The 24335-nt window shown below is 61.6% G+C and carries 21 protein-coding genes; 16 read left to right on the forward strand and 5 right to left on the reverse strand.

Translation table 11 applies throughout. The features are described from left to right. Positions 1-57 precede the first annotated feature (57 nt). Genes BUA69_RS08335 through ftsA form a run of 3 tightly spaced genes read left to right on the forward strand, consistent with a single transcriptional unit; the run spans position 58 to position 3271 of the window. Entirely contained in the window at positions 58-978 is a 921-nt protein-coding gene (locus tag BUA69_RS08335) for a D-alanine--D-alanine ligase (protein WP_046134934.1), read from the forward strand. Then, positions 966-1961 (forward strand): cell division protein FtsQ/DivIB, encoded by a 996-nt coding sequence (locus BUA69_RS08340; RefSeq protein ID WP_143154471.1) that lies wholly within the window; start codon positions 966-968, stop codon positions 1959-1961. Before BUA69_RS08335 ends, BUA69_RS08340 begins: the two co-directional genes overlap by 13 nt. Positions 1962-1972: 11 nt before the next feature. Beyond that, positions 1973-3271, forward strand: a complete 1299-nt coding sequence (gene ftsA / locus BUA69_RS08345; RefSeq protein WP_244468730.1) for a cell division protein FtsA — start codon at positions 1973-1975, stop codon at positions 3269-3271. 196 nt (positions 3272-3467) lie between these two features. Here the strand turns inward: ftsA and BUA69_RS08350 are convergent, their stop codons facing one another. Next, on the reverse strand, positions 3468-4094 hold the full coding sequence (locus BUA69_RS08350) for a LysE family translocator (protein ID WP_046134933.1): 627 nt from the start codon (positions 4092-4094) through the stop codon (positions 3468-3470). 205 nt (positions 4095-4299) lie between these two features. Between BUA69_RS08350 and ftsZ the strand changes: the two genes are divergently transcribed. From ftsZ to BUA69_RS08385, 7 genes are all read left to right on the forward strand, one after another. Continuing rightward, positions 4300-5964, forward strand: a complete 1665-nt coding sequence (gene ftsZ, locus BUA69_RS08355) for a cell division protein FtsZ (RefSeq protein WP_046134932.1) — start codon at positions 4300-4302, stop codon at positions 5962-5964. A 114-nt stretch (positions 5965-6078) separates the two neighbouring features. Then, a complete protein-coding gene (lpxC, locus tag BUA69_RS08360) occupies positions 6079-7035 on the forward strand; it encodes a UDP-3-O-acyl-N-acetylglucosamine deacetylase (protein ID WP_072866509.1) in 957 nt (318 codons plus the stop codon). Between the two features lie 94 nt (positions 7036-7129). Beyond that, positions 7130-7975, forward strand: a complete 846-nt coding sequence (locus BUA69_RS08365) for an outer membrane protein assembly factor BamD (RefSeq protein ID WP_143154473.1) — start codon at positions 7130-7132, stop codon at positions 7973-7975. A gap of 245 nt (positions 7976-8220) precedes the next feature. Further along, positions 8221-9891, forward strand: a complete 1671-nt coding sequence (recN, locus tag BUA69_RS08370) for a DNA repair protein RecN (protein ID WP_046134931.1) — start codon at positions 8221-8223, stop codon at positions 9889-9891. A 58-nt stretch (positions 9892-9949) separates the two neighbouring features. After that, the gene (gene ligA / locus BUA69_RS08375; RefSeq protein WP_046134930.1) at positions 9950-12151 is read left to right on the forward strand and encodes an NAD-dependent DNA ligase LigA; all 2202 of its coding nucleotides are present in this window, start codon (positions 9950-9952) and stop codon (positions 12149-12151) included. A gap of 25 nt (positions 12152-12176) precedes the next feature. Further along, positions 12177-13463 carry a hypothetical protein gene (locus BUA69_RS08380; RefSeq protein WP_046134929.1) on the forward strand — a complete coding sequence of 429 codons (1287 nt, stop codon included), beginning with the start codon at positions 12177-12179 and terminating at the stop codon, positions 13461-13463. 152 nt (positions 13464-13615) lie between these two features. Next, positions 13616-14077: a DUF3828 domain-containing protein gene (locus tag BUA69_RS08385; protein WP_046134928.1), complete on the forward strand. Its 462-nt coding sequence runs from the start codon at positions 13616-13618 to the stop codon at positions 14075-14077. 108 nt (positions 14078-14185) lie between these two features. Here the strand turns inward: BUA69_RS08385 and BUA69_RS08390 are convergent, their stop codons facing one another. Next, positions 14186-16009 carry an aminopeptidase P family protein gene (locus BUA69_RS08390; protein WP_046135038.1) on the reverse strand — a complete coding sequence of 608 codons (1824 nt, stop codon included), beginning with the start codon at positions 16007-16009 and terminating at the stop codon, positions 14186-14188. A 114-nt stretch (positions 16010-16123) separates the two neighbouring features. Here BUA69_RS08390 and BUA69_RS21410 point away from each other — a divergent pair, with 114 nt between their 5' ends. Together BUA69_RS21410 and BUA69_RS21415 are read left to right on the forward strand one after the other, a co-directional pair. Beyond that, complete coding sequence (locus tag BUA69_RS21410) at positions 16124-16258, forward strand: hypothetical protein (RefSeq protein WP_280136804.1); 135 nt, start codon at positions 16124-16126, stop codon at positions 16256-16258. A gap of 123 nt (positions 16259-16381) precedes the next feature. Then, positions 16382-16513 carry a hypothetical protein gene (locus BUA69_RS21415; protein ID WP_263574796.1) on the forward strand — a complete coding sequence of 44 codons (132 nt, stop codon included), beginning with the start codon at positions 16382-16384 and terminating at the stop codon, positions 16511-16513. 270 nt (positions 16514-16783) lie between these two features. Here BUA69_RS21415 and BUA69_RS08395 read toward each other — a convergent pair whose 3' ends face one another. Continuing rightward, positions 16784-17653, reverse strand: a complete 870-nt coding sequence (locus BUA69_RS08395; protein WP_052950497.1) for a 50S ribosomal protein L11 methyltransferase — start codon at positions 17651-17653, stop codon at positions 16784-16786. Positions 17654-17780: 127 nt separating this feature from the next. Between BUA69_RS08395 and BUA69_RS08400 the strand changes: the two genes are divergently transcribed. The 3 genes from BUA69_RS08400 to BUA69_RS08410 are packed head-to-tail and all read left to right on the forward strand — an operon-like array spanning position 17781 to position 18956. Then, complete coding sequence (locus BUA69_RS08400; protein ID WP_046134927.1) at positions 17781-18242, forward strand: DUF5680 domain-containing protein; 462 nt, start codon at positions 17781-17783, stop codon at positions 18240-18242. A gap of 16 nt (positions 18243-18258) precedes the next feature. Then, entirely contained in the window at positions 18259-18576 is a 318-nt protein-coding gene (locus tag BUA69_RS08405) for a putative quinol monooxygenase (RefSeq protein ID WP_046134926.1), read from the forward strand. Beyond that, positions 18573-18956: a toxin-antitoxin system YwqK family antitoxin gene (locus BUA69_RS08410; protein ID WP_052950496.1), complete on the forward strand. Its 384-nt coding sequence runs from the start codon at positions 18573-18575 to the stop codon at positions 18954-18956. Before BUA69_RS08405 ends, BUA69_RS08410 begins: the two co-directional genes overlap by 4 nt. Here BUA69_RS08410 and BUA69_RS08415 read toward each other — a convergent pair. Together BUA69_RS08415 and BUA69_RS08420 are read right to left on the reverse strand one after the other, a co-directional pair. Next, on the reverse strand, positions 18953-19456 hold the full coding sequence (locus BUA69_RS08415) for a ClbS/DfsB family four-helix bundle protein (RefSeq protein WP_046134925.1): 504 nt from the start codon (positions 19454-19456) through the stop codon (positions 18953-18955). The genes BUA69_RS08410 and BUA69_RS08415 overlap by 4 nt on opposite strands. An 81-nt stretch (positions 19457-19537) precedes the next feature. Beyond that, complete coding sequence (locus BUA69_RS08420) at positions 19538-21952, reverse strand: ATP-dependent helicase (protein WP_046134924.1); 2415 nt, start codon at positions 21950-21952, stop codon at positions 19538-19540. Between the two features lie 201 nt (positions 21953-22153). Here BUA69_RS08420 and BUA69_RS08425 point away from each other — a divergent pair, with 201 nt between their 5' ends. Further along, entirely contained in the window at positions 22154-24313 is a 2160-nt protein-coding gene (locus BUA69_RS08425) for an esterase-like activity of phytase family protein (RefSeq protein ID WP_046135035.1), read from the forward strand. Positions 24314-24335 lie beyond the last annotated feature (22 nt).

Below are 24335 nucleotides of genomic sequence, written 5' to 3' on the forward strand. Positions count from 1 at the left end.
AGGGCAGCGCCGGTGGCCTGGAGAGATTGCGGCCAGCCAGACAGCAAGGACCATACCATGAGTAAACACGTCGCCGTCCTGATGGGCGGATGGTCGAATGAGCGCCCGGTATCGCTGAAGTCTGGCACGGAATGTGCCGCGGCACTGCGCCGGGCAGGATATCGGGTCACTGAAGTCGATGTCGGCCGCGACATTGCCAAGGTCCTGGCCGACCTGAAGCCGGATGTGGCCTTCAACGCGCTGCATGGCCCGTTCGGCGAAAGCGGAATGATCCAGGGTTTTCTCGAGCTGATCGAGCTGCCCTATACCCATTCGGGCGTGCTCGCCTCGGCCATGGCGATGGATAAACATCAGGCCAAGATCGTGCTCAAGGCCGCCGGCGTGCCGGTGACCGATCACGTAATCGTGCCTCGGGGCGAAGCGGCGCGCGATCACGTGCTGCCCACGCCCTATGTGGTCAAGCCGATCTCCGACGGATCGAGCTTTGGTGTCTATATCGTGCCCAAGGGCGCCAACCGGCCACCGCAGGAAATCCTGCGCGAAGACTGGAATTCGGGTGAAGAGGTGATGGTCGAGCGCTACATTCCCGGGCGCGAGCTGACCTGCGCGGTGATGGGAGACGTGGCTCTGGGGGTGACCGAGATCGTCACCGACCTGAGCTTTTACAATTATGAAGCCAAGTACGCCCAGGGTGGCTCGGTCCACATTATTCCCGCGCAGCTGAAACCGAAAATTTACGACAAAGTGCAAAAGCTAAGCCTAGCCGCTCATGCGGCCTTTGGCTGCCGAGGCGTGACGCGGACCGACTTCCGCTACAACGACGCGGCGGGTGAGGATGGCGAGCTGGTCTGTCTCGAAATCAATACCCAGCCGGGGATGACCGAGACGTCACTGGTGCCCGAGCAGGCCAAGCATGCAGGGCATTCCTTCGAAGAGCTAGTCGCCTGGATGGTGGAGGACGCGAGTTGCAACAGGTAAAAAGCGAGGCATTTCTCGCTGGCGCCCGGATGATCGATCCGCGTGCATTGCCTGTTCCTGTCCGCGCCAAGCGGCGTCATCGGTTGATCAATAATTTTAGCCGCACCTGGGTGCTGCATCGGCGCGCCATGGTGCGCGCGGTTGTGGCGATCACCGTGGTGGTGCTTCTGGCCCTGGTCTATCAGGTGCGCGACTATATCGGCGCTGGTGCCACGACCTTGTCAGGCCTTGCACAAGGCGAGTTCGCCGATGCCGGCTTTGCTATTGGCGAGATTTCGATTACCGGCCAGACGCTGACAAGCGAACAGGCCATTTTTGACGCGCTGGGTATCGAGCCGCGCACGTCGACTGTCAGCTTCGATGTGGAAGCCGCCCGGCAGCGGATTTCCGAACTGCCCGCTATAGCGAGCGTCAGCGTGCGCAAGGGGTACCCAGGCGACGTGCTGGTTACGGTCACCGAAAAGGTACCGGTGGCCAGATGGCGCGTCGATGGCGTGACCTTTGTGGTTGACGCGCAGGGCGAGCAGATTGGCGAGGATTTTGGCGCCTATGGCGACCTGCCTCTGGTGGTGGGCGATGGCGCTGCCGATGATGCGCTGGTGATGATCCGCGCAATCGAACAATACCCGACGCTGACCGATGGGCTGATTGCGTTGTCGCGCATCGCCGACCGGCGCTGGGACCTGATTTACGATACCGGTTTGCGTGTCCAATTGCCCGAGCTGGGCACGGCGCAAGCGCTCAGGCACCTGACCACCTACCAGAGCGAGTATCAGCTGCTGGACCGCGATATCAACCTGATTGACCTGCGGGTCGATGGGCTGGTGGCTGTCCGTCCGACCAAGACCGCAGAAGAACTTGCCGAGGCCGAAGCCGCGCGCCGCAAGGCAATTATCGAACGGGCCAAGTCGGGCAAGCCATACCCCATGCCACCGCGTAACCTCCCCTCCCAAACTCTAGCCCAGCCGATGTCCCCGCAATGATGACCGATGCCATGACCTCCCGGCTCCGCCCCGTTCAGCCCGGCAAGACCACGCTGGTTGCGGTGCTGGATATCGGTTCGACCAAGATTTGCTGCGTTATTGCCCGGTTGACCCCGCGTCCCGAGGGCAAGGCCTTGCGCGGCCGCACTCACCAGGCCGACGTGATCGGCTTCGGCTATGGCCCCTCCGGCGGCGTCAAGAGCGGCGTCGTGACCGATATCGAGAAGGCCGAACAGGCCATCCGCTCCGTTGTCGGCATGGCGGAGCGGGCCGCGGGGCTGACACTGGAATCGGTGATCGTCAACGTCACCGCCGGCCGTCTGGGCTCCGAGACCTTCTCCGCTGCCGTGTCGTTGGACGGGCAGGAAGTCGAGAAGGCAGACATTTTCCGCGTATTGCGCGCCGTCAATGAACGCTCGGTGCGTCCTGAGCGCTCCATCATCCATGCGCTGCCGATCGGTTATTCGCTCGATGGGCAGAAGGGTATTCGCGATCCCAAGGGCATGGTCGGCGACAAGCTCGGCGTCGATGTCGCCGTGATCAGCTCCGAAACCCTGGCCATGCGCAATCTCGAATTGGTGCTGCATCGCTGCCACCTGCAGATCGAGGCCTTGATGGCCACGCCCTATGCGTCGGGGCTCGCCACGCTCGTCGATGATGAATCCCAGCTCGGCGTTGCGTGCGTCGATTTCGGTGGCGCAACCACCACCGTCTCGGTCTTTAACGACGGCCACCTTTGTTACACCGATGCGATCGCCATTGGCGGTCATCACCTGACTCTCGATATCGCCCGCCAGCTGTCGGTCAGCGTCGCCGACGCCGAGCGCCTCAAGACCTTCTATGGCTCAGTGCTGCCCGGCCAGGCCGACGAGCGCGACATGATCGCGATCCAGCCGGTTGGGGCGAGCCATGACGAAGCGCCGGGGCAGGTGGCTCGTGCCGTGCTCACCCGCATCATGCGGCCGCGTATCGAGGAAATCCTTACTGCCATCCGCGACCGCATGCAGGCGACCGGCATGATGGATGTCTGTGGCCGCCGTTTCGTGCTGACGGGCGGCGCCAGCGAGATGACTGGCCTGCCGGAGGTGGCGCGTCGAATCCTTGCCCGTAACGTTCGCAATGGTCGTCCGATGGGGATTGCCGGCCTGCCGGAAATGGCCAAGGGCGCTGCCTTCGCCACCGTCGCCGGCATGTTGGTGTACCCGCAGGTTTGCGTCCAGGAATATGCCGAGCCCCGCGGCGCCCGCAAACTCACCGGCACCGACGGCTACATTGCCCGCGTCGGCCATTGGCTGAAGACGAGCTTTTAGGGGGGGGGGAGCGTTTGGGGTCTTCGTTGATCCCAATCTCCGGCCCTGCCTCCACGCACACCGCATCCCTCCACAAACACCGCGCTGCCCACGGACTTGATCCGTGGGCAGCGCGGTGGGTGGGACGTAAGGGGGGAGTGGAGTGAGTTGAATGGGACGGAGAAGGGCTAGATAAGGCCTTCCACCTAGCTCGCTCTTAACTCCGCACTGCCGATACCAGCAGTGTCAGTCCGAGCGCGCCAAAGGCCGCGCCGAACAGGGCTTCGCTCGCGCGCCAGAAGCGCCCATAGGCCCGTGTCGCTACGCCGGTCGAGAACACCAGTCCATAGCCGCCATAGATAATGATGGCCGAAACGGCGACTAGCGGCCCGAAGGCCAACACCTGGGCATTGTTCAATCCCGCGCCAAACAGGAAGGTCGCGAGCGCCGACCACATCAAGGCAGCCTTGGGATTGGTCATCACCACAAAGAAGCCACGCCGCCAGGCGCCAAGCCCCGAAAGCGGCACGCGGGTCGGGGCGACCGAGGCGTTGCCACCGGCCAGGATCGAGCGGAAGGCCTTGACGGCCATAAACAGCAGATAAAAACCACCGACAAATTTGAGCACGGTCAGCAAAACGGGGAAGGCTTGGAACACAGCGCCCAGCCCAAAGGCCACTGCAGCGGCCCAGACCAGGGTGCCGCTGCCGACGCCGAGGGCGACCAGCAGCGCCTCACGCCGGCCCTGGCCCAGCGCCACCGAGGCTACGGCCATCATATTGGGGCCGGGGGAGACCTGCGCGATGACCACACCGATCCAGGCGACGAAAAAGGCTTCGAACATTTTGGGGAGACTCCGGCGGCTGGCGCCACCATAGCGGCTTCCCCTGCGCCCTGAAAGCGTAACGGTTTGGTTAAGCGTCGGTAAAACTCAAGGGGCAGAACTGTCGCAAAATGCGTTCACGTTAACGAATTGGGTCCAATTGTTAGGGGCCGGTTAACGAATAGAGGGGTAAATCTTTACCAACCACGCCACTATGAGGCCCATCATGACCATCAACCTCACCATCCCGGATATCCAGGAACTCAAGCCTCGCATCACCGTGTTCGGTGTTGGCGGTGGTGGCGGCAACGCCGTCAACAATATGATCGAGTCCGGGCTTGATGGCGTGGATTTCGTCGTTGCCAATACCGATGCGCAGGCGCTGGCGCTCAGCAAGGCGCAGCGCATCATCCAGCTTGGCGTCGGTGTCACCGAAGGCCTTGGCGCCGGATCGCACCCTGAAGTGGGTCGCGCGGCTGCCGAAGAGAGTTGGGACGAGATCAATGATCACCTCAGCGGTTCGCACATGGTCTTCATCACCTGCGGCATGGGCGGTGGTACGGGTACCGGCGCTGCGCCCGTCGTGGCTCGGGCGGCACGCGAGCAGGGAATCCTGACTGTTGGTGTGGTCACCAAGCCGTTCAGCTTTGAAGGCAATCGTCGTACGCGCCTCGCCGATGATGGCATCGATGAATTGCATCGCCATGTCGACACGCTGATCGTCATTCCGAACCAGAACCTGTTCCGGGTTGCCAACGAGAAGACCACCTTTGCCGACGCTTTCGCGATGGCTGATCAGGTGCTGTTCTCCGGCGTGGCCTGCATTACCGATCTGATGGTCAAGGAAGGCCTGATCAATCTCGACTTCGCCGACGTGCGCGCCGTGATGCGCGGTATGGGCAAGGCGATGATGGGTACCGGCGAAGCATCGGGCGAAGATCGTGCCCGCCACGCTGCCGAAGCTGCGATCGCCAACCCGCTGCTCGATGATGTGTCCATGCAGGGCGCTCGCGGCCTGCTGATCTCCATCACCGGCGGTCCGGACCTGACCCTCTATGAAGTCGACGAAGCGGCTAGCCGCATCCGTGAAGAAGTCGACGCTGATGCCAACATCATTCTTGGCGCAACCTACGATCCGAGTCTGACCGGCACTATTCGCGTCTCCGTCGTTGCCACGGGGACCGACGCGACCATGGTGCAGGCGCTGGAGCCGGCAAAGCCGCATGCCTCGCGCACGCCGCTGTCGGTCAAGCGTCACGTTCCGGTCGAACCGACCCGCAATGCCGTGCCACAGCAGCCAGAAGCCGTCGCGCTCGAAATCGAGCATCAGGTTGAAGCTGCCGTTGCCGAAGCCTTCGCGTTCGACGCGCCGTCCGCACCTTCCCAGGCTTATGCCCATGAAGACGATGGCGTGTTTGTCGAGCCCTATATTCCTGAAGCCGACTCGATCCAGGAAACCGAAGACTCAGTGGCGCTCGATGAGCAGCCGGTTCCAAGCGTTTATGTGCCGTCGCACGCCGCTCGCCCGGATGGTCAGCGCCGCATGCCGCGCACCGAGGAGCTTCCGGTTGTTGCGCGCAGGTCACAGGAAGCGCAGGATCGTCCGACTGATGAGCCGCGCAATGCCCGGGCCCTGTTCAAACGCCTGGCCTCCAATGTTGGGCTGAATCTGGGTCAGCCTCAGCCGGCCGACAAGGCAGAGGTTCGCTCCGCAGCTGCCGATGACGCTGCAGCCCGCAGCGCGATTGAAGCAGGCCCGGCAAGGGGTTCTCACGTTCCGCCGGCCGTTGAAGGTGCGCGTGGAAATCTGGATGCGCATGGTCGCCAGCCGGCGCCGGCGCCGCAGAAAGAGCACCTGGAAATTCCAGCCTTCCTGCGCAAGCACGGCTGATCGCGGTTCGCAGTGCGAATAAAGCAATACTCGGTGCGACTTTCGCGCCGAGTATTTTTTTTGTAAACACGTGCCCGGACGTCTATACGCTTCGGGGTCGGAGTTTTTTTACGCATGAATAAGCTTTCCACGCGCCAGCGGACCCTAGCGGGCGTCCTGACTTTCTCTGGATATGGCGTCCATAGCGGTCAACCCGTTACCCTCACCCTTAGTCCTGCTGCCGCCGATAGCGGTTTCCTGATCTGCCGGGAATTGGGCGAAGGCCGCAAGACCGAGCCGGTTCCGGTGCATTTCTCGCGCGTGAGCCGCACGACCCTGTGCACCACACTCGATCTCGGCGACAGCGTCAGTGTCGCGACCATCGAGCATGTGACCTCGGCTCTGTCGGGCATGGGGGTCGACAATGTTCTGATTACCCTGGATGGCGCTGAATGCCCGATTCTGGATGGTAGTGCCCGTCCGTTTGCCGATGCGATTCTGTCGGTTGGTCTGGATATTCAGCCGGCGCAGCGCAAATTTCTCAAAATCATGCGCGCCGTCACCGTGCGTAACAATGACAGTTTTGCGGCGCTTGAGCCCTATAACGGGCGCGCGCTGGACCTTGAGATCGACTTTGACAGCAAGGTCATTGGCCGTCAGCGGATGATTTTCGACTGGACCCCGCGCCGTTACTACGACGACGTGTCCAATGCTCGTACCTTCGGCTTTGTGCGCGATGCCAAGATCCTGCGCCAGGCCGGCTACGCCCTGGGCTCAAGCCTCGATAATTCGATCACCGTACATGAGGATCGCATCCTCAATCCAGGCGGGCTGCGCTATGAGGACGAATTCGTCCGTCACAAGCTGCTCGACGCGATTGGCGATCTATCGCTCGGTGGCCTGCCCATCTGGGGGCGCTTCCGCTCCTACAAGGGCGGTCATGCGTTGAATGCGCATGTTCTGGCCGGTCTCTTTTCCAGCGATGCCAACTATGAGATAGTGTCGGCAGAGGATTTGCCGCTGGAGGTTGAGGCCTTTGACGATCAGCCTGAAGGGCTGGCAGTCAATGGCTATCTGCGTTCAGTACGATAGACCGGGGGCGCTGCAGCATGTAGCGCCACAGTTTTGATCCATTTGAAATCTACGCCGCATCTCATAGGCGGAATCTAAAAGGACGGGGCAGTTCGTGACAGTTGACGCTATTGGTGGTTTCACCAACCGGGCTACCCGGTTCCTCACGGTAGGCCTCGTGGTTCTCGTTCTCGCCGGTTGCTCGGGTTTTAACCTGTTCGGACCCAGCAAGATCAAGGAAGAGCCGATCATTCCAGCCGAGACGCTGTATCAGCAGGCGCTCGATAATATGGACACACAGCGTTATCAGACTGCGATCGGGCAGCTCGAAAAGCTCGAGCGCCAGCATCCGCGTTCGCCGCTCGCCGAAAAGTCCAAGCTGATGCAGGTCTATGCCTATTATCGCATCGGCAAGTTCTCCGAGGCGATTTTGGCTGCGGACCGTTTCATGGCGCTCTATCCGAGCGGCAAGGACGTGCCCTATGTGCTCTATCTCAAGGGCAATTCGTATTTTGGCCAGATCAAGGACATCACGCGCGACCAGCAATTGTCGCGCGATGCGATCGACGTTTATACGCTGCTGATCAACAATTATCCGAAGTCCGAATACGCGGCCGACGCCAAGGAAAAGCTCGTGGTGGCCGTCGACCAGTTGGCTGGCAAGGAAATGTCGGTAGGCCGCTACTATCTCGGCAATGGCCAGTACACCGCTGCCATCAACCGTTTCCGGACGGTCGTGGAACAGTTCCAGACGTCGACACATATCGAAGAGGCGCTGTATCGTCTGACCGAAGGCTATCTGCTCCTTGGCCTGACGAACGAAGCCATGACGGCTGCTGCCGTGCTGGGTCACAACTACCCGACCAGCACCTGGTACAAGTCGGCGTTCGAACTGCTGGGCAAGCAGGGCCTGGCGCCCAATGTCAACAGCGGCAGCTGGATGGCGCCGCTCCGCAGGTAAACGCTGAAGTATTTTTGTTGCTAGTTTGTTCCGGGGCGCTACAATGCGCCCCGGTTCGTTTGTGGACTGCGTTAGAACTGGCCTTGCCTGCGGCGTCATTCCGGCGGAAGCCGATATTGCCTTCTTGTGCGAAAAGGGGATTCCCGCTTTCGCGGAAATGACGCGGTGATAGTAGAATGACGTGGCGGTAATAGACTGTCATCGGCTGCACGCTGCCAGTGCACGAGCTTGGGAATAGTCCGGGAATGCTGAACGCGCTTTCGGTTCGTAATATCGTTCTGATTGACCAGCTCGACCTGGCGCTCGATGGCGGCATGACCGTGCTAACCGGCGAGACGGGGGCGGGCAAATCCATCCTGCTGGATGCATTGACGCTCGCCCTTGGCGGGCGGGGCGATGCGTCCCTGGTGCGCAATGGCTGCGAGAGCGGCCAGGTGGTCGCTGTTCTGCAGTTGGCCGCGGATCATCCGGCGCGGGCTGCGTTGCGTGACAATGCCATCCCCGACGATGAGGACGTAATCCTGCGCCGTGTGCAGTTTGCCGATGGTCGCACACGCGCCTTCATTAACGACCAGCCGGTTTCGGCGGCGCTGCTGCAGCGCGTCGGCGGGCAAGTGGTGGAAATCCACGGCCAGCATGATGACCGGGCGCTGGTCGATGTGGCGACGCACCGGGCGGCGCTCGATGCCTTTGGCGAACTCGAGGCCAGGGCTGGTGTGGTGCGTGATGCCTGGCAGCAGGTCAGCGCCGCCCAGGAGGCTGTTGCAGCGCAGAAGGCCATGGTGGCCGAGGCGCTCGCCCAGGAAGAATATGCCCGGCATACGGTCGAGGAATTGTCACAGCTCAAGGTCGCTGTTGGCGAGGAAGACGAGCTGGCGGAGCGCCGCCAGCACTTGCAGCAGGTCGAGCGATCTGCGGTCGACGTCAAGGAAACCGATGACGCGCTCAATGGTCCTGCCGCGCCGGCCATGACCCTGTCCAGCCTGATGCGCCGCCTCCAGCGCAAGATTGATGGCGGTGCGACGCTGTTCCTGCCGCTGGTCGAAGCGCTGGATGCCTCGTTGCTGACGCTGGACCGGACTTCGGAAGCGCTCGAGGATCTCAAGCGTGAAATGGCCTATGATCCTTCCGAACTTGAATCGGTTGAAGAGCGGCTGTTTGCCCTACGCGCTGTGGCACGCAAGCACCAGACCAGCTGCGACGGCTTGCCAGAAATCCTGGCGCGGTACAGTGCCGATCTCGAAACCCTGCAGAGCGGCGAGAGCCGGCTGGAGGCACTGGAGGCTACAGCTGCAAAGGCTCTGGCTGATTACCGAAAGCAGGCGGAGGCGCTGAGCGCCGCCCGCGCCAAGGCGGCCACGGCGCTGAGCAAGGCCGTTGGCGCCGAATTGCCCGACCTCAAACTTGGCGCTGCCAAGTTCATCGTCGACCACCAGGTCGATCCGTCGCGCATTGCCGCCGCAGGCTTCGACCAGATTGCTTTTCACGTCCAGACAAATCCGGGCACCGCGGCCGGGCCGCTGCTCAAGGTCGCTTCAGGCGGCGAACTCAGCCGGTTCCTTTTGGCGCTCAAGGTTGTGCTGGCCGATCGGGGCTCCGCGCCCGTGCTGATCTTTGACGAGATCGACACTGGGGTTGGCGGCGCCGTGGCCGATGCGATTGGCCGTCGCCTGGCACGTCTGGCTGGCAAGGTGCAGGTGTTGGCTGTTACGCACGCGCCACAGGTTGCGGCGCGAGCGCAGCGGCACCTGCTGATCGAGAAGCAGGCGGTCAATGAGGGCGCCTTCGTGCGCACGCATGTGAAACCTCTCGATCACGACGCCCGTCAGGAAGAAGTTGCCCGCATGCTGGCCGGCGCCAGCGTGACCGACGAAGCCCGCGCCGCCGCGAGTAAGTTGCTGAGCGAAGTCGGGTAGGGGGGAGCAGGTCATTCCCGCGACAATGGGAATCTCCTACTGCAGTCCTCCGCCCGGAATGCCTCCGTGTGAAAATCGTACCGCAAGTTCGAGTGAAGCCGTGACCGATCTTTCCAGCAAGCCTATCGATGACCTGACCGAGGACGAGGCCCAGGCCGAACTGGCGCGGCTGGCAGCGGAAATCGCCCGCCACGATATCGCCTATCACCAGAAGGACGCGCCGGAGATCACCGACGCGGACTATGACGCCCTGCGCCGACGCAATGCCGATCTCGAAGCGCGGTTCCCGGCGCTGGTGCGCATGGACAGCCCCTCGGTCGCCGTGGGTGCCGCCGTGGCCGATGGCTTCGCCAAGGTGCGGCACGGCATTCCCATGCTCAGCCTTGCAAATGCCTTTGCCGATGAGGACGTGGTCGATTTCGTCAATCGCGGCCGCAAGTTCTTCGAGCGCGACTTTGCCCGCGATCCGGGTTTCCAGCTCAATTTCACCGCCGAACCGAAGATCGACGGCCTCTCGGCCTCGTTGCGCTACGAAAATGGCGTCTTTGTCAAAGGCGCGACGCGCGGCGATGGTACCTTCGGGGAGGACATTACCGAGAATCTGCGAACAATTGCCGATATCCCGCATAAGCTCAAAGGCAGTGGCTGGCCGGCGGTGATCGAAATTCGCGGTGAGGTCTACATGACCCATGCCGAGTTCAAAGCGCTCAACGAGAAATCGGCCGCATCTGGCGGGCAGGTTTACGTCAACCCGCGCAATACCGCCGCTGGCTCGTTGCGCCAGCTGGATGTGTCAGTCACAGCAAGCCGAAATCTGAAATTCTTCGCCTATGCCTGGGGCGAAACCAGCGCCCAGCCCGCCGATACCCAATATGAGGCGGTACAGAAGTTCGGCGAATGGGGCTTTGTCATCAATCCGCTGATGATCCGCACCACCAGCACCGAGGAATTGCTGGCCCATTACCGCGCCATCGAGGCGCAGCGCTCCAGCCTCGGCTACGACATTGATGGCGTCGTCTACAAGCTCGACCGGCTTGATCTGCAGGGGCGTTGGGGCTTTGTTGCCCGCGCGCCGCGCTGGGCCATTGCCCATAAATTCCCGGCCGAGCAGGCGACAACCGTGCTCACCGGCATCGACATCCAGGTCGGCCGGACCGGTGCGCTGACGCCCGTGGCGCGCCTGGCTCCGGTGACCGTGGGCGGTGTCGTGGTCGAGAACGCCACGCTGCACAATGAGGACTACATCAAGGGCATTGGGGGCAATGGCGAGCTGATCCGCAATGGTGTCGATCTGCGCATCGGCGACACGGTGATCGTGCAGCGTGCCGGCGACGTCATCCCGCAGATCGTCGATGTGGTGCTGGACAAGCGCCCCGCCGATGCCGTGCCCTATGCCTTCCCCCATATCTGCCCGGCCTGTGGCTCGGAAGCCGTGCGCGACGTCAATGAGAAGTCCGGCAAGGTCGACGCAGTGCGCCGCTGCACCGGCGAGTTAATCTGCCCGGCGCAGGCAGTCGAAAACCTCAAGCATTTCGTCTCGCGCAATGCGCTCGATATCGACGGTCTGGGCGACAAGCAGGTGGCCCAGTTCTATGCCGAGGGCCGCATTGCCCGTCCCGCCGATGTATTCACGCTCAAGGCCCGCGACGAACGCGCGATCAAGAAGCTCAAGGATGCCGAGGGTTTCGGCACCACGTCAGTCAAGAAACTGTTCGACGCCATCGACGCCCGCCGCGAACCGGAGCTTGATCGTTTCATCTTCGCGCTCGGCATCCGCCATGTCGGTGAAACCACCGCGGCACTGCTGGCCAAGACCTTTGGCACCATCGAGGCTTTCCGCGATACCGCCGTTGCCGCCACCCGCCATGATGGCGACAAACATGCCGTGTTCCCCTCGATCAACGGCATTGGCGATACCGTGCGCGCTTCGGTGATGGCGTTTTTTGCCAATGACCGCAATTTGCAGGCGCTGGACGACCTGCTCAGGGAGGTTCACCCCAAGCCCTATGTGCTGACAGTTTCCGCCGATAGTGCCGTGGCCGGCAAGACGGTGGTGTTCACCGGCTCCCTCGAAAAAATGACACGATCGGAAGCCAAGGCTATGGCCGAACGGCACGGGGCCAAGGTCGCGGGCTCGGTTTCGGCGCAAACCGATATTCTTGTGGCCGGACCTGGCGCGGGCTCCAAACTCAAGACCGCGGAAGCACTTGGCGTTAGCGTGATCAGCGAAGACGACTGGTTTGAATTGATTGCCAGATAGGCCTGCGGGCCGTGAGGAGGGCTGAATGAAACGAGGCGTACTGGCCGTCGGGACGCTGTTGACGCTGGCCCTGAGCGGGGCAGCACAGGCTGGCGAAGCCGGAGATCTGCTGCGCGATCACCTCTATGCCGGAACACTGGCCGAAGGGCTCGCCGCGGTCGCTCCTTTGGCCGAAGCGGGCGATGCAGAGGCAAGTTTTGCCGCTGGTTTTCTGACCTTTGCTGGCGCCGCCGAGGGGCTAGCGCAGGATTTTTACCGCCATGGTGCGACGACACCCGCCATGCCAGCAGCGGTCCTGCTGTTTGGTGGGGGCGCAGACCAGGATGCTAGGCCTGCCAATCCCAACCCCGAGCGACTGACTTATCAGGGGCTGCGCACTATCTTTGCCGAATTCCTGACCGATCTCGATGCGGCCCGTACGCTGCTGGAAGCGGGTGGCGAGGGGGGCGATTACGTTGTGCCGCTCGATCCTCTGCAGTTCCGCATGGATATTGATGGCGATGGTGTCGCCTCCGAGGCGGAGAGCCTTGGCAGCATGCTGCGGCCGCTGCTCGACATGGTCGACATACCGCTCGAGGCTGAGCCCCTGCCTGGCCACAAGACCAAGGGCCCGCCAGCACAGCTCGATACCACGATTGGTTTTGATCGGGCCGACGCGCTCTGGATGGCCGGCTATAGCCAGGTTCTCGCAGCACAGGTCGATTTCGTGCTCGCTCATGACTTCGAGCAGTTCTTCAATGTCTACCTGCACCGGGTCTTCCCTAAGGCCGGTCTGCCGATGCAGGATTTCGTTGCCGGTGGCACCCAGATTCTGGATGCGGATGGCGATGCCGGTATTGCCGATATGATCGCTGGCATTCACCAGCTGGATTTTCCGGTGATCGATTCCGACAGGTTGGCGGGTGTACTGAAGCGGCTGCAGGCGATCACCAGTTTTTCGCGCCGCAATTGGGGCGCTATTCTGCTGGAAACCGATGACTATCGCGAGCTTGTGCCATCGCCGACACAAACTTCTCTGTTTCCCGAGGCGGCGGTGACCGAGGAAACAGTCACGGCCTGGATGGAAACGCTTGATAGTGTCGACCGGATCCTGGAAGGGCAATTGCTTATCCCCCATGGGCGGTTCAAGCAGGGCTTTGATCTCAAAGCCTATTTCGAAACCGCTACTGAAACCGATCTGGTCCTGATCCTGACGGGGTATGGCGCGCTGCCTTTCCTCAAGGATGGACCGATTGCCGATGCGGAGAGCTTTGCTGCGGCCAATCGCGTCTTTGGTGACAACCTGCTGGGATACGCGTTCTGGTTTAATTGAGGTGCGGGACGAAATCTGCGGTTCCGCCTCCGGCATTTGTCGAGGTGGCTGAAATGTCGATGACATTTTTGCGCTTGAGGCATGCGCCCAAAGCGAATTGCTTGCCGAAGACCCGTTGCCAAACTGATTTGCTGCCGACTGGAGATTTTGCCATGCGCCTTGCTGCCTTTGCCTCGGGCCTGTTTCTGGCCATGACCGGGCTGGTTTTTGCCCAACCTTATGAAACGCCCCAGGACCTGCTGGAGGCGTTTTATCAGCCCTATTTCACCGGCGAGTTTGTCGATGACGAGTCGGTTTTCCGCTCGGCGGGTCTGCAGGCTCTCTATAATGGCGATGCCAGTTCGACGCCGGTGGGGGAAATGGGCGCGTTGAGCTTTGACCCCTATATTGACGGCCAGGATTACGAAATCACTGATCTCGAAATCGCTGAAGACGGTATTGCAGGGGCGCTCGCCTCGGTCGAGGTGCGCTTCAAGAACTTCGGTGAACCGCGCACGCTGACCTATGATCTGGTGTTGGAGGAGGGCGGTTGGAAGATCGACGACGTGACCTCGCTGACCCCGGGCAGCGAATATTCGCTTCGCCAGATCTTCCTCGAAGCCGAAGGCCTGTAACACCGCTGCCAAAATGTGGTCGGCGGCACTCGGCGCGCTGATTCCTGTCTGGCGGTCTGGGGGCGTCCCGGGCCGTCCCGGGACGCGACTATGCCGGCATGGGCCGCTCTAGATGGCGGCTGTCGCCTGCTGTAGCCAGGTCTTGACGTCGCCCGCAACGGCGGCCCCGATCTCGGTCCAGACGCGCTGGTGATAGGCATTGAGCCAGTTGCGTTCGTCCTCGGTCAGCAGCGCCCGGTCGATCAGGCGTGTGTCGATGGGGGCAAGCGTCAGGGTTTCGAATTCGAGGAAGCCCGGCGTGGTGGCGCTATCGTGGATGGTGATCAGGTTTTCGATGCGGATGCCGTATTCGCCGGCTTTGTAATAACCCGGCTCGTTGGACAGCACCGAGCCGGCTTCCAGGGGCAGCGTGTAGCGCGGAGAAATGCCGGTCGGGCCTTCATGCACGCCGAGGAAGGCACCAACACCATGGCCGGTGCCGTGGCTATAGCTGAGGCCAGCCTGCCACAGGAATTGGCGGGCGAGCACATCGATCTGGGCGCCCGAGGTGCCCTTGGGGAATTTCGCCGTCGAGATAGCGATCATGCCCTTGAGCACGCGGGTAAAGCGATCACGCTGCTCGGCGGTCGATGAACCGGTCGACATGGTGCGGGTAATGTCGGTGGTGCCCGAGAGATATTGCGCGCCGCTATCGAGCAGCATGATTTCGCCGGGCTTGAGTGTGCGATCGGTATTGGTCGTCACACGATAGTGGACAATGGCTCCATTGGGCCCTGCGCCTGCGATGGTGTCAAAGCTGACATCGACGATGCTTTCTTCCTCACGGCGGAAGGCTTCGAGAGCCGTGACAATGCCGATTTCGGTCAGCGTGCCTGTGGGGGCATTTTCATCGAACCAGGCGAGGAACTTGGCCAGAGCGATGCCGTCGAGGCGATGGGCTTCGCGCATTCCAGCCAGTTCGGCGTCATTCTTGCGCGATTTGGGCAGCAGCACCGGATCGCGCTTCTGCACCAGCGTCGCGCCAGCGCTTTCCAACGTCGCGGCGATGGCCAACGGGGCAGATGCCGGGTCGATCAGCACGGCCTTGCCATCCTGGCCGAGCGCGGCGAGCGCTTGGGGCAGGGTGCTGCTCGCTGCAACATTGGCCACGCCTTCGAGGTTGCGCGTGACATCATCGGTGATCTTGGCAGCGTCGAGGAACAGCGTTGGTTGGCCATCGCGCGGAATGATGGCGAAGCCGAGCACGAAGGGTGTATTGGGCACATCGCGGCCGCGGATATTGAGCAGCCAGCAGATGGACTCGGGCAGCGTCAGCACCGCGGCATCGGCCTTGTCGGCGACCAGCGATGCCTGCAGATCGGCGATCTTGTCCTGCGCGGTTTTGCCGGCGCGGTTGTGACCGAGAAATTCGATCTGCGATACCGGCGCGCCGGGGCGGTCGGTCCAGATGGCATCGACCAGATTGGCGCTGGGCACCAGCGTGACGCGGTCACCCAGGCGTTCGGCCAGGTCGCGGATTTCGCCGGGGGTATGCAGCCAGGGATCAAAGCCGATGGTGCCACCGGCCGGTACGTAATTGACGACCTCGTCGGTAATTGAGCCCTGGCCCACTTCGAGCACATTGACCAGGGTGGTATCGGTCTGGGCCGGTGCCTGCAGGGTATAGCGGCTGTCGATGAACAGGCCCGCCTTGTCGCGGCCGACAATGGCGAGGCCAGCCGAGCCGGTGAAGCCGGTCATATAGGCCAGGCGCGCTTCGCCGGCGGGCACAGATTCGCCGCGATGCGCGTCGGCGCGCGGAATGAGGAAGGCGTCGAGGCCAGCCCGCGTCAATTCGGCACGCAAGGTGGCGAGGCGCGGGGCAACGTTTTTTGGATCGGCCTTCTCCGAAAAACTCTGGAAAATGGCGGGTGGGAAGGCTTTGGCGGTCATGGTCTGAAAAATCCCGGTTCCGGACTGCGTTCCGGTCATGGCTGGCTTGCTGCTCTGGGCCTAGTGATCTGGCCGTAAAGCCTTATCTTAGCTGCAAGATAATGGAGAACGAAGATGACACAGAGCAAGAATTTCTTCAGCCGAGCCATCGAAGCCATCATGGAAGGCCGTGCCCGCGAAGCCCAGCGCTATGTCGAACGCTTCGAGCGTGAGCATCCCCGCGCCAAGGACGTGTTTACGAAGCGGTAAGAGGCTCTGCATGGCCAGCATGGCTGGTGTGAGCTTTCGGGCCTAACCAATTGGTCCGGTAACGTCTAGATAGACTGTGACGATGGCAACAGACCTTCGTCAGAAGGCATGGAGAAGATTAAGATGACCGAGAGCAAGAACGATTTCCGCAAGGCTTTGGGGTCCGTCATCGACGCCCGTGGCCGGGAATCGAGCCGCCAGGTCAGCTATCGCATGCAGCACCAGCTGATCGGCGCATTTACCAAGCGTCCGTAAGGCCGCTGCAGTCTACTGCTGACGATCTGACGATCCCCGGAGCTCGCTTCGGGGATTTTGCTTTTCTGGGGGTAGTGGCAGGAAGGGTGCGCTCGCTGCTCGAGGTGCTGACCCAGCTCAATCCGTCGCTACCGACGCCTTGGCACCCACCGCGCTGCCCACGGACTTGATCCGTGGGCCTCTCCCATCACGGCACAAGCGGCCAATGGCCCGCGGATCAAGTCCGCGGGCAGCACAGTGCATGGGACAATTCAGAAAGAGCGAGAGCGCTCAGCGCTTCTCAAGCACCAGTGTTGTCCATTCCTTGCGCTTGAGATGGTCTACCAGCGTTAGCCCGGCATCGACATAGGCGCCGATGACCCAATCTGCCTGGGTGTTGAGAATGCCCGACAGGATGACCGTCGCGCCCGGCTGGGCGATGGCCGCCATGCCCGGTGCCAGTTCGGTCAGGGGGCCGGCCAGGATGTTTGCGACCAGCAGGTCATAAGGCCCGCGCGCCACGATCTCGGCATGGTCCAGCCCGGTCGCCTCAATCGCATCGATATAGTCGCCGACGCCATTCTGTTCGGCATTCTCGATGGTTGTCGTCACCGCAATCGGATCGATATCGGTGGCGAGCACCTTGTCCGACAACCGCTTGGCAAGGGCGATGGCCAGCACGCCGGTGCCGGTTCCGACGTCGATCATCGCGGTCGGACGCTTGGTCTTGAGCAGGGTGTCGATCGCTTCGAGGCACCCGGTGGTGGTTTCATGGTGGCCGGTGCCGAAGGCCTGTGCGGCGTCGATCCGCATTGCGGTCAGCCCCTCGGGGATCGGGCCGGTCTCGTGGCTGCCATAGACATAGAAACCGCCGGCCTCGACCGGCGCCAGGCCCTCAAGTGACTTGGCGACCCAGTTGATTTCGGGATCGATTGGGCTCACCGAGAACGTCACCGGGATGCCCAATGTCTCCTGCGCCAGCGCGATGAAGGCCTCGAGGTTTGGTGGACTATCGCAGGCAGCCTCAAAGAACCATTCGCCGGTGTCCTCGTTCTCATGTGCCGACGCGGTCAACGCCAGATCCTCCCGCTCCATGACGGCATCGACCAGCGCATAGGCCTGATCCTTGGTAAGCGGGGCGGAGAGCTGATCGACGGACATGGATAGATCACTTGTGGCTGGGGATTTGTCCCTTGTTGCGGCAAAGCAGGCAGGCAAGTCAATGCGGCCGATCCGACTTGACGCTTCGCCCGAGTCTGTTCATGTTTCGTTCATCTGGGGGTGACGGATGAATATTATTGAACTCAACCGCTTCATAGTGGCGGCAAAGCAGGGTTGTTATGTCGGTGGCGGCGAGCGCACTGTGGCTAGCCGGACCGGATCGCATGACCTCGTCTGGCGCGATGGCGACTGGCATTATCGCGACAGCTATTTCGGTGGCACCGACTTCATCGGGCAGGAAACCATGTGGCGCGGTGACGAGCCGGTCTGGGCGATGAACTATTATGGTTTCATCATCCGCCCCGACCTGATGGACGGCACGCGCGCCGGGGAAACCATCAAGGCCGCCCTGTCGCTCATGTACGAAGAGGGCCGGTTTCTCGGCGGTTTCAGCTGGTCGGGGCCGCATGGCCGCTACGTGGACAAGTCCGATGGCGATGTGGCGCAATTTTTTGGCCGCGAAGCAATTCTGTGCGACGGGATCGAGGCTTATGCGTTGCACTATCACGGCGGGCTGATCCGCCCCTAAGCCAAAGGAGCGCGCGATGTATGGTTTGATCGGCAAGATGCTGGCCGTGCCCGGACGCCGGGTCGAACTGCTCGAAATCCTAATGGATGGTAATGATTCCATGCCCGGTTGCCTCAGCTATATCGTGGCCATCGATCCTGGTAATGACGATGCGATCTGGGTCACCGAGGTGTGGGATAACAAGGGCAGTCATGCCGGCTCGCTTGAGTTGCCGCAGGTGCAGGCGATGATCGCCAAGGCGCGCCCCCTGATCGCGGGATTTGGTGAGCGTTTCGAGACCGAACCGCTGGGCGGCATTGGTCTCGATCCGCCACAGCTGCGCGAGCAGCCATGAAGTTAGAGGCGACAGCCAATGCGCCGGATGGACCGTTCCGGCAGCAGTTCAAGAATGGCATAACTGCTGCCGAAGGCAGTGTCTCTGGCGGCAAGAAGACCGGCCGCTGGCGCTACTATTTCAAGGATGGGAGCCTGCAGGCCGAGGGGGATTATTCTGCAGATGAAATCACCGGCCCGTGGATATGGAACCGCGCCAATGGTCGGCGTCTGCAGGAAGGCAGCTTCGCCGCCGGCCTGCAAACCGGGCATTGGCAGCGATGGCATGCGAATGGCCAGCTGATGGATAGTGGCCACTATGTTGCCGGCAAGAAAACCGGCGAATGGCTGAGCTATGACGAGAGCGGTAGATTGATAAAGACCAGGATTTTCAAGAGCTAGAGGCTCTTCTGCCACGCCCGTAACCGCGCCCGGGCATTGGCATAGGGCGACGACGTATTGAACTGGATCATCCGGCCCATCGTGTATTTCTCATACCACGGCGTCCCGTACAGCTGATCGTTGTCATAGCCTTCTACCAGCGCGATGATCCGGCTCTTGGCTGCTTCAAACCGTGCCAACAGCGCGGGCCAGGAGAGGTCTGCATAATCGGCGTAGAACTTCTGCGCCAGATCGCCAAGCTGGTTCCATTTGAACCCGGCTTCGGGGAAACTCACCACTTCGCCCGCCGCGCGGCGCTCATGCCATTTGAGCACGAGTTCGTTCCAGCCGATGAGATAGGCTACGAGATCGTGGACACTCATCATGGTGTCCTGCTTGTGCCCAGCGAGCGTCTTCGCGCCGGCAGTCTCGGTCGGCACTTCGGCCAAATCCTTGGTGAGCTTGGCATAATTGGCTTCGATGGCAGCGAGTAATTCGCTTCTGGTCTGCGGTACAGCCATGCTGAACTCTATTCTTCAGGGAGGGTGCCTGCAGCTTAGGCCTCGCAAGCCGACGGCCGGAATGACCTGGATCAAGGGGCCTCAGGTCTTCTTGATGAAACTTTCGAGCACCTTCTTGCGACCGGCCTTTTCGAAATCGATGGTCAGTTTATTGCCCTCGATGCCGGAGATGGCACCATAGCCGAATTTGAGGTGGAAGACGCGCTCCCCAAAGGAGAAGGCCGAGCTGTCGCCACCGAGATCGACCGAGCGGGCGACCAGATCGCCCTCGATGGTCAGCGGACCGCCACCCTTGCGCGAGGCCTGCTGGGCGCGCGCGCGCTGCCAGCCGGGGGTTTCGTAGACGCTCTCGAATGGATCGGCCTTATTGAAGCGTGCGGCAGCGCCGCCGCCATAGCCATAGCCGCCATAGGACGAGCCGGTATCGGTGACTTCCACGGTATCGGGCGGGAGCTCATCGAGGAAGCGGCTGGGGATAGCCGACTGCCAACGGCCAAATGTGCTACGGTTTTGCGCCATGGATACACGGACGCGCTTGCGGCCGCGGGTGATGCCGACATAGGCTAAGCGCCGCTCTTCCTCCAGCCCGGCGCGGCCGCTTTCGTCCATGGTGCGCTGGGAGGGGAACAGGCCCTCTTCCCATCCGGGCAAGAAAACCGTGTTGAATTCTAACCCCTTGGACGAATGCAGTGTCATGATGGAAACTGCATCCTCTGCTTCCGCGGTATCGCGGTCCATCACGAGTGAGATATGTTCGAGGAATCCGCCAAGCGTCTCAAATTCTTCCATTGAGCGCACGAGTTCTTTGAGGTTCTCAAGGCGGCCTTGTGACTCAGGGGATTTGTCGGTCTGCCACATGGCAGTGTAGCCGCTTTCATCGAGAATCTGCTGCGCAAGCTCCCAATGGGGAACCGGAGCGAGCTCTTTGTCGATGTAGACATCTTCACCGATATCTTCGTCGAATCTGGTCTCAACAAAATTGCGGGGCTTCGCAAGCTCGGACCACGAATCGAACTGTCCAACCAGCTCGCGCAGGGTGGTGCGCTGCTTGGGTTTGAGCTCTTCGGTTTCGAGCAGCATGCGGGTGGCCGCCAGCAGCGACACGTTGGCGGCGCGCGAGGTGTTGTGGAGAATTTGCACGGTGCTATCGCCCAATCCTCTTTTGGGCACATTGACGATGCGCTCGAGGCTTAGGCCATCGGACGGATTGGAGACGACACGTAGATAAGCGATAGCGTCGCGGATTTCTCTGCGCTCGTAGAAGCGCGGGCCGCCGATGACGCGGTAGTTCAGACCTAGGGTAATGAAGCGTTCTTCGAATTCGCGCATCTGGGATGAGGCACGGACGAGGATCGCCATGGAGTTGAGTGTCTCTCCAGCGCGTTGATAGCCCTCAATGTCGTCACCGACGGTGCGAGCTTCCTCTGCAGAGTCCCAGACCGAGGTGACTGAGACCGGCTCGCCTTTTTCGCCCATGTCAGTCTGCAGCGTCTTTCCGAGGCGGCCTTCATTATAGGCAATGAGGGTGGAGGCGGCCTTGAGGATATTGGCGGTGGAGCGATAATTGCGCTCCAGCTTGATGACCTTGGCGCCCGGAAAATCCTTTTCGAAGCGCAGGATGTTATCGACCTCGGCGCCACGCCAACCATAGATGGATTGGTCGTCGTCGCCGACGACGCAGATATTGGCCTGGCTGGCCGGCTTGCCCTGCGCCAAGAGGCGCAGCCACAGATACTGGGCGACGTTGCTATCCTGATACTCATCCACCAGCATGTATTTGAAGCGCTTGTGGTAATCGGCCAGAACGTCCGGATATTCACGGAATAGGCGAATGCATTCGAGCAGCAAGTCACCGAAATCGGCGGCATTGAGCACCTTTAGCCGCGCCTGGTAGTCGGCGTAGAGCTTGGCGCCGCGGCCATTGGCATAGCTGCCACTATCGGCCGGAGACACGTCCTTGGGCAGCAGGCCGCGGTTTTTCCAGCTGTCCATCATTCCGGCGAACTGCTTGGCCGGCCAACGCTTCTCGTCGATGTTTTCCGCGTCGAGCAATTGCTTGATCAGGCGGATCTGGTCGTCGGTATCGAGGATGGTGAAATCGGACCTGAGGTCGACAAGTTCGGCATGGCGGCGCAGGATGCGCGCGCCGATGGAGTGGAATGTGCCCAGCCACGGCATGCCTTCGACCGAAGCACCGACCAGCTTGGCGATGCGCTCTTTCATTTCGCGGGCAGCCTTATTGGTGAAGGTCACCGACAGGATTTCGGACGGCCAGGCCCGCTTGGTGGTCAGGATATGGGCGATGCGGGTGGTGAGCACGCGCGTCTTGCCCGTGCCGGCGCCGGCCAGAACCAGCAGCGGCCCGTCGATGCTGAGCACAGCGTCGCGCTGCTCCTCATTGAGCCCACTGAGATAGTCGGGTTGCTGCTGCCGGCCGAACTGGCTGGTGATCGGCCCGGCAGACGGGCGGTCGAAAGGGTTGGCTTTGCCCGGCATGAATGACTTTCAGAGCGCCGCGCGCGCAGAGGAGGCTGCTGCGGCGGGATTGACGAATCTCATTTTGTTCTCGTTGGCAATATAGGCATCCATGCCCGCGATGTATAGAAGTCAGGCCTGTCACCGTGCTGTCACAGGCCCGTCATCTGAGTGTATTGTGGCGTGCTTATGCGAAACCCCGACTTCAACAGGGGCTTCATCATGCATAGTGCAAAACTCTTGGCCGCGCTGACCGCGGCATTGCTGGCGACCACCGTTTCGGCTGGCGCCGCCCAGTATTTCAACCGCGTCGCCAGCTTTCCCGTCGCGCAGAATGCGCCAGAGGCTGAAGTAACCTCCTCCGAAATCATCGCCGCCACTGAAGACGGCATGCTGGCAATTTATTCGGACAGTCCGGCCGGTGGCATCGGCTTTGTCGACCTGACCGATCCCAAGGCGCCCAAGGCCGCCGGGTTCCTGTCGCTTAATGGCGAGCCCACCTCGGTGACCATTATCGGCGACAAGGCCTATGTTGGCGTCAACACCTCCGAGAGCTTCACCAATCCTTCCGGCAAGCTGGCCGTGGTCGATATCGCGACCCAGGCTGTCGAGGCCGAGTATGACCTTGGCGGGCAGCCTGACTCGGTCGCGCACAATGCAGCCGGCACGCTGATTGCCGTGGCCATCGAAAACGAGCGCGATGAAGACCTGGGCGATGGCGGCCTTCCGCAGGCGCCTGCCGGGTTCGTGGTGATCTTTGATGTCGCCGCCAAGTCGCTAAAGACGGTCGAGTTGATTGGCATTGCCGCAATCGGCGGCGATGATCCGGAGCCCGAATTCGTTGATTTCAACGCCAATGACGAGATCGTCGTCACGCTGCAGGAAAACAACCATATCGCCATCATCGACGGCAAGACCGGCGCAGTCACGGGCGGCTTCTCGGCCGGCGCCGTGTCGCTTACCGATGCCGATACCAAGAAGGACGGCGCGCTGCGCTTCACCGGCAAGCAGGATGACCTGCCGCGCGAGCCCGATGCGGTGAAGTGGCTGGATGCCGACCGTCTCGTCGTCGCCAATGAAGGCGACTGGAATGGCGGCACGCGCGGCTTCACCATCTTCGGCCGTGACGGCGTTGTGCTGTTCGATAGCGGCAACGCGCTGGACCACTATGCTGCCCGCGTTGGTCACTATCCCGATGCGCGCAACAAGAAGGGCGTCGAGCCAGAGGGCCTGGAAGTCGCGAAGTTTGGCGATGACCAGTACATCTTCATTGCCGAGGAACGCTCCTCGCTGATCGCCGTCTACAAGGACACGGGCGCCGAGCCGGAATTCGTCCAGTTGCTGCCATCGGGCATTTCGCCGGAAGGCCTGGTTGCCATTCCGGCGCGCAATCTGCTGGTCACCGCCAATGAAGTCGATCTGCGCGAAAATGGCGGCGTTGGCTCGCATGTCATGGTCTATGAGCTGAGCGAAGGCGAAGCCGCCTATCCGCAGCTGATCGCCGATCTCGATGCCGATGGCCGCCCGCTGGGTTGGGCCGCGATCTCTGGCGCTGTTGCCGATGCTGAAAAGCCGGGCATTCTCTACGCCGTCAGCGACAGCGTGCTCTCGGCCGAGCCGGCCATCTACACTATCGACGCAACGGCTCATCCGGCCCGCATCACCGCCAAGACCATCATCACCCGAGGCGGTGCAGCTGCCCAGAAGCTCGACCTCGAAGGCATCACGCTGGATGGCGAGGGCGGGTTCTGGCTGGCTTCGGAAGGCGATAGCGCCAAGCTGACGCCGCATGCGCTGTTCCATGTCGATGCCGATGGCAAGATCCTGGCCGAAGTGGCGCTGCCCGATGCGCTGACGGCCAATGGCGTGCGCTTTGGCGCCGAAGGCGTCACCCGTATCGGCGAAGGCGACGAGGCGGTGCTCTGGGTGGCGATGCAGCGCGAGTGGAAGGACGACCCCAAGGGGCAGGTCAAGCTGCTGCGCTATACGCCTGCCAGCAAGGAATGGGGCGCTGTTGCCTATCCACTCGAAGCCCCGGCCGAGGGCGCCTGGGTTGGTCTCAGCGAAATCACCGCGCATGGCGACTATGTCTATATCGTCGAGCGCGACAACCAGATCGGCGACAAGGCCCAGCTGAAGGCGCTCTATCGCGTGCCGGTGGCCGACCTCGTGGCGGCTGAGCTGGGGGGCGAACTGCCACTGGTCAGCAAGGAACTGGTGCGCGACTTCCTGCCCGATCTCGCAGGCAATAACGGTTATGTCCTCGACAAGGTGGAAAGCTTTGCCGTCGACGCCGCCGGAAATGGTTTTGTGATCACCGACAATGACGGCGTTGCCGACAGCTCCGGCGAAACCCTGGTCTGGTCGATCGGCGCGCTCTAATCTGCGTCCGGGACCAAAACGA

Source organism: Devosia limi DSM 17137 (genome assembly GCF_900128975.1).
In the GTDB taxonomy this organism is placed as follows: Bacteria; Pseudomonadota; Alphaproteobacteria; order Rhizobiales; family Devosiaceae; genus Devosia; species Devosia limi.

Bases quoted from the DNA above. Each gene is read 5' to 3' on its own strand.
- BUA69_RS08385 (WP_046134928.1), top strand. From the start codon at position 13,616: ATGCGCCTTGCTGCCTTTGCCTCGGGCCTGTTTCTGGCCATGACCGGG.
- BUA69_RS08425 (WP_046135035.1), top strand. From the start codon at position 22,154: ATGCATAGTGCAAAACTCTTGGCCGCGCTGACCGCGGCATTGCTGGCG.
- ftsZ (WP_046134932.1), top strand. From the start codon at position 4,300: ATGACCATCAACCTCACCATCCCGGATATCCAGGAACTCAAGCCTCGC.
- BUA69_RS08335 (WP_046134934.1), top strand. From the start codon at position 58: ATGAGTAAACACGTCGCCGTCCTGATGGGCGGATGGTCGAATGAGCGC.
- BUA69_RS21415 (WP_263574796.1), top strand. From the start codon at position 16,382: ATGACCGAGAGCAAGAACGATTTCCGCAAGGCTTTGGGGTCCGTCATC.
- ligA (WP_046134930.1), top strand. From the start codon at position 9,950: ATGCCTCCGTGTGAAAATCGTACCGCAAGTTCGAGTGAAGCCGTGACC.
- BUA69_RS08380 (WP_046134929.1), top strand. From the start codon at position 12,177: ATGAAACGAGGCGTACTGGCCGTCGGGACGCTGTTGACGCTGGCCCTG.
- BUA69_RS08350 (WP_046134933.1), bottom strand. From the start codon at position 4,094: ATGTTCGAAGCCTTTTTCGTCGCCTGGATCGGTGTGGTCATCGCGCAG.
- BUA69_RS08410 (WP_052950496.1), top strand. From the start codon at position 18,573: ATGAAGTTAGAGGCGACAGCCAATGCGCCGGATGGACCGTTCCGGCAG.
- BUA69_RS08400 (WP_046134927.1), top strand. From the start codon at position 17,781: ATGAATATTATTGAACTCAACCGCTTCATAGTGGCGGCAAAGCAGGGT.
- BUA69_RS08395 (WP_052950497.1), bottom strand. From the start codon at position 17,653: ATGTCCGTCGATCAGCTCTCCGCCCCGCTTACCAAGGATCAGGCCTAT.
- BUA69_RS08405 (WP_046134926.1), top strand. From the start codon at position 18,259: ATGTATGGTTTGATCGGCAAGATGCTGGCCGTGCCCGGACGCCGGGTC.
- BUA69_RS08390 (WP_046135038.1), bottom strand. From the start codon at position 16,009: ATGACCGCCAAAGCCTTCCCACCCGCCATTTTCCAGAGTTTTTCGGAG.
- lpxC (WP_072866509.1), top strand. From the start codon at position 6,079: ATGAATAAGCTTTCCACGCGCCAGCGGACCCTAGCGGGCGTCCTGACT.
- recN (WP_046134931.1), top strand. From the start codon at position 8,221: ATGCTGAACGCGCTTTCGGTTCGTAATATCGTTCTGATTGACCAGCTC.
- BUA69_RS21410 (WP_280136804.1), top strand. From the start codon at position 16,124: ATGACACAGAGCAAGAATTTCTTCAGCCGAGCCATCGAAGCCATCATG.
- ftsA (WP_244468730.1), top strand. From the start codon at position 1,973: ATGACCTCCCGGCTCCGCCCCGTTCAGCCCGGCAAGACCACGCTGGTT.
- BUA69_RS08420 (WP_046134924.1), bottom strand. From the start codon at position 21,952: ATGCCGGGCAAAGCCAACCCTTTCGACCGCCCGTCTGCCGGGCCGATC.
- BUA69_RS08415 (WP_046134925.1), bottom strand. From the start codon at position 19,456: ATGGCTGTACCGCAGACCAGAAGCGAATTACTCGCTGCCATCGAAGCC.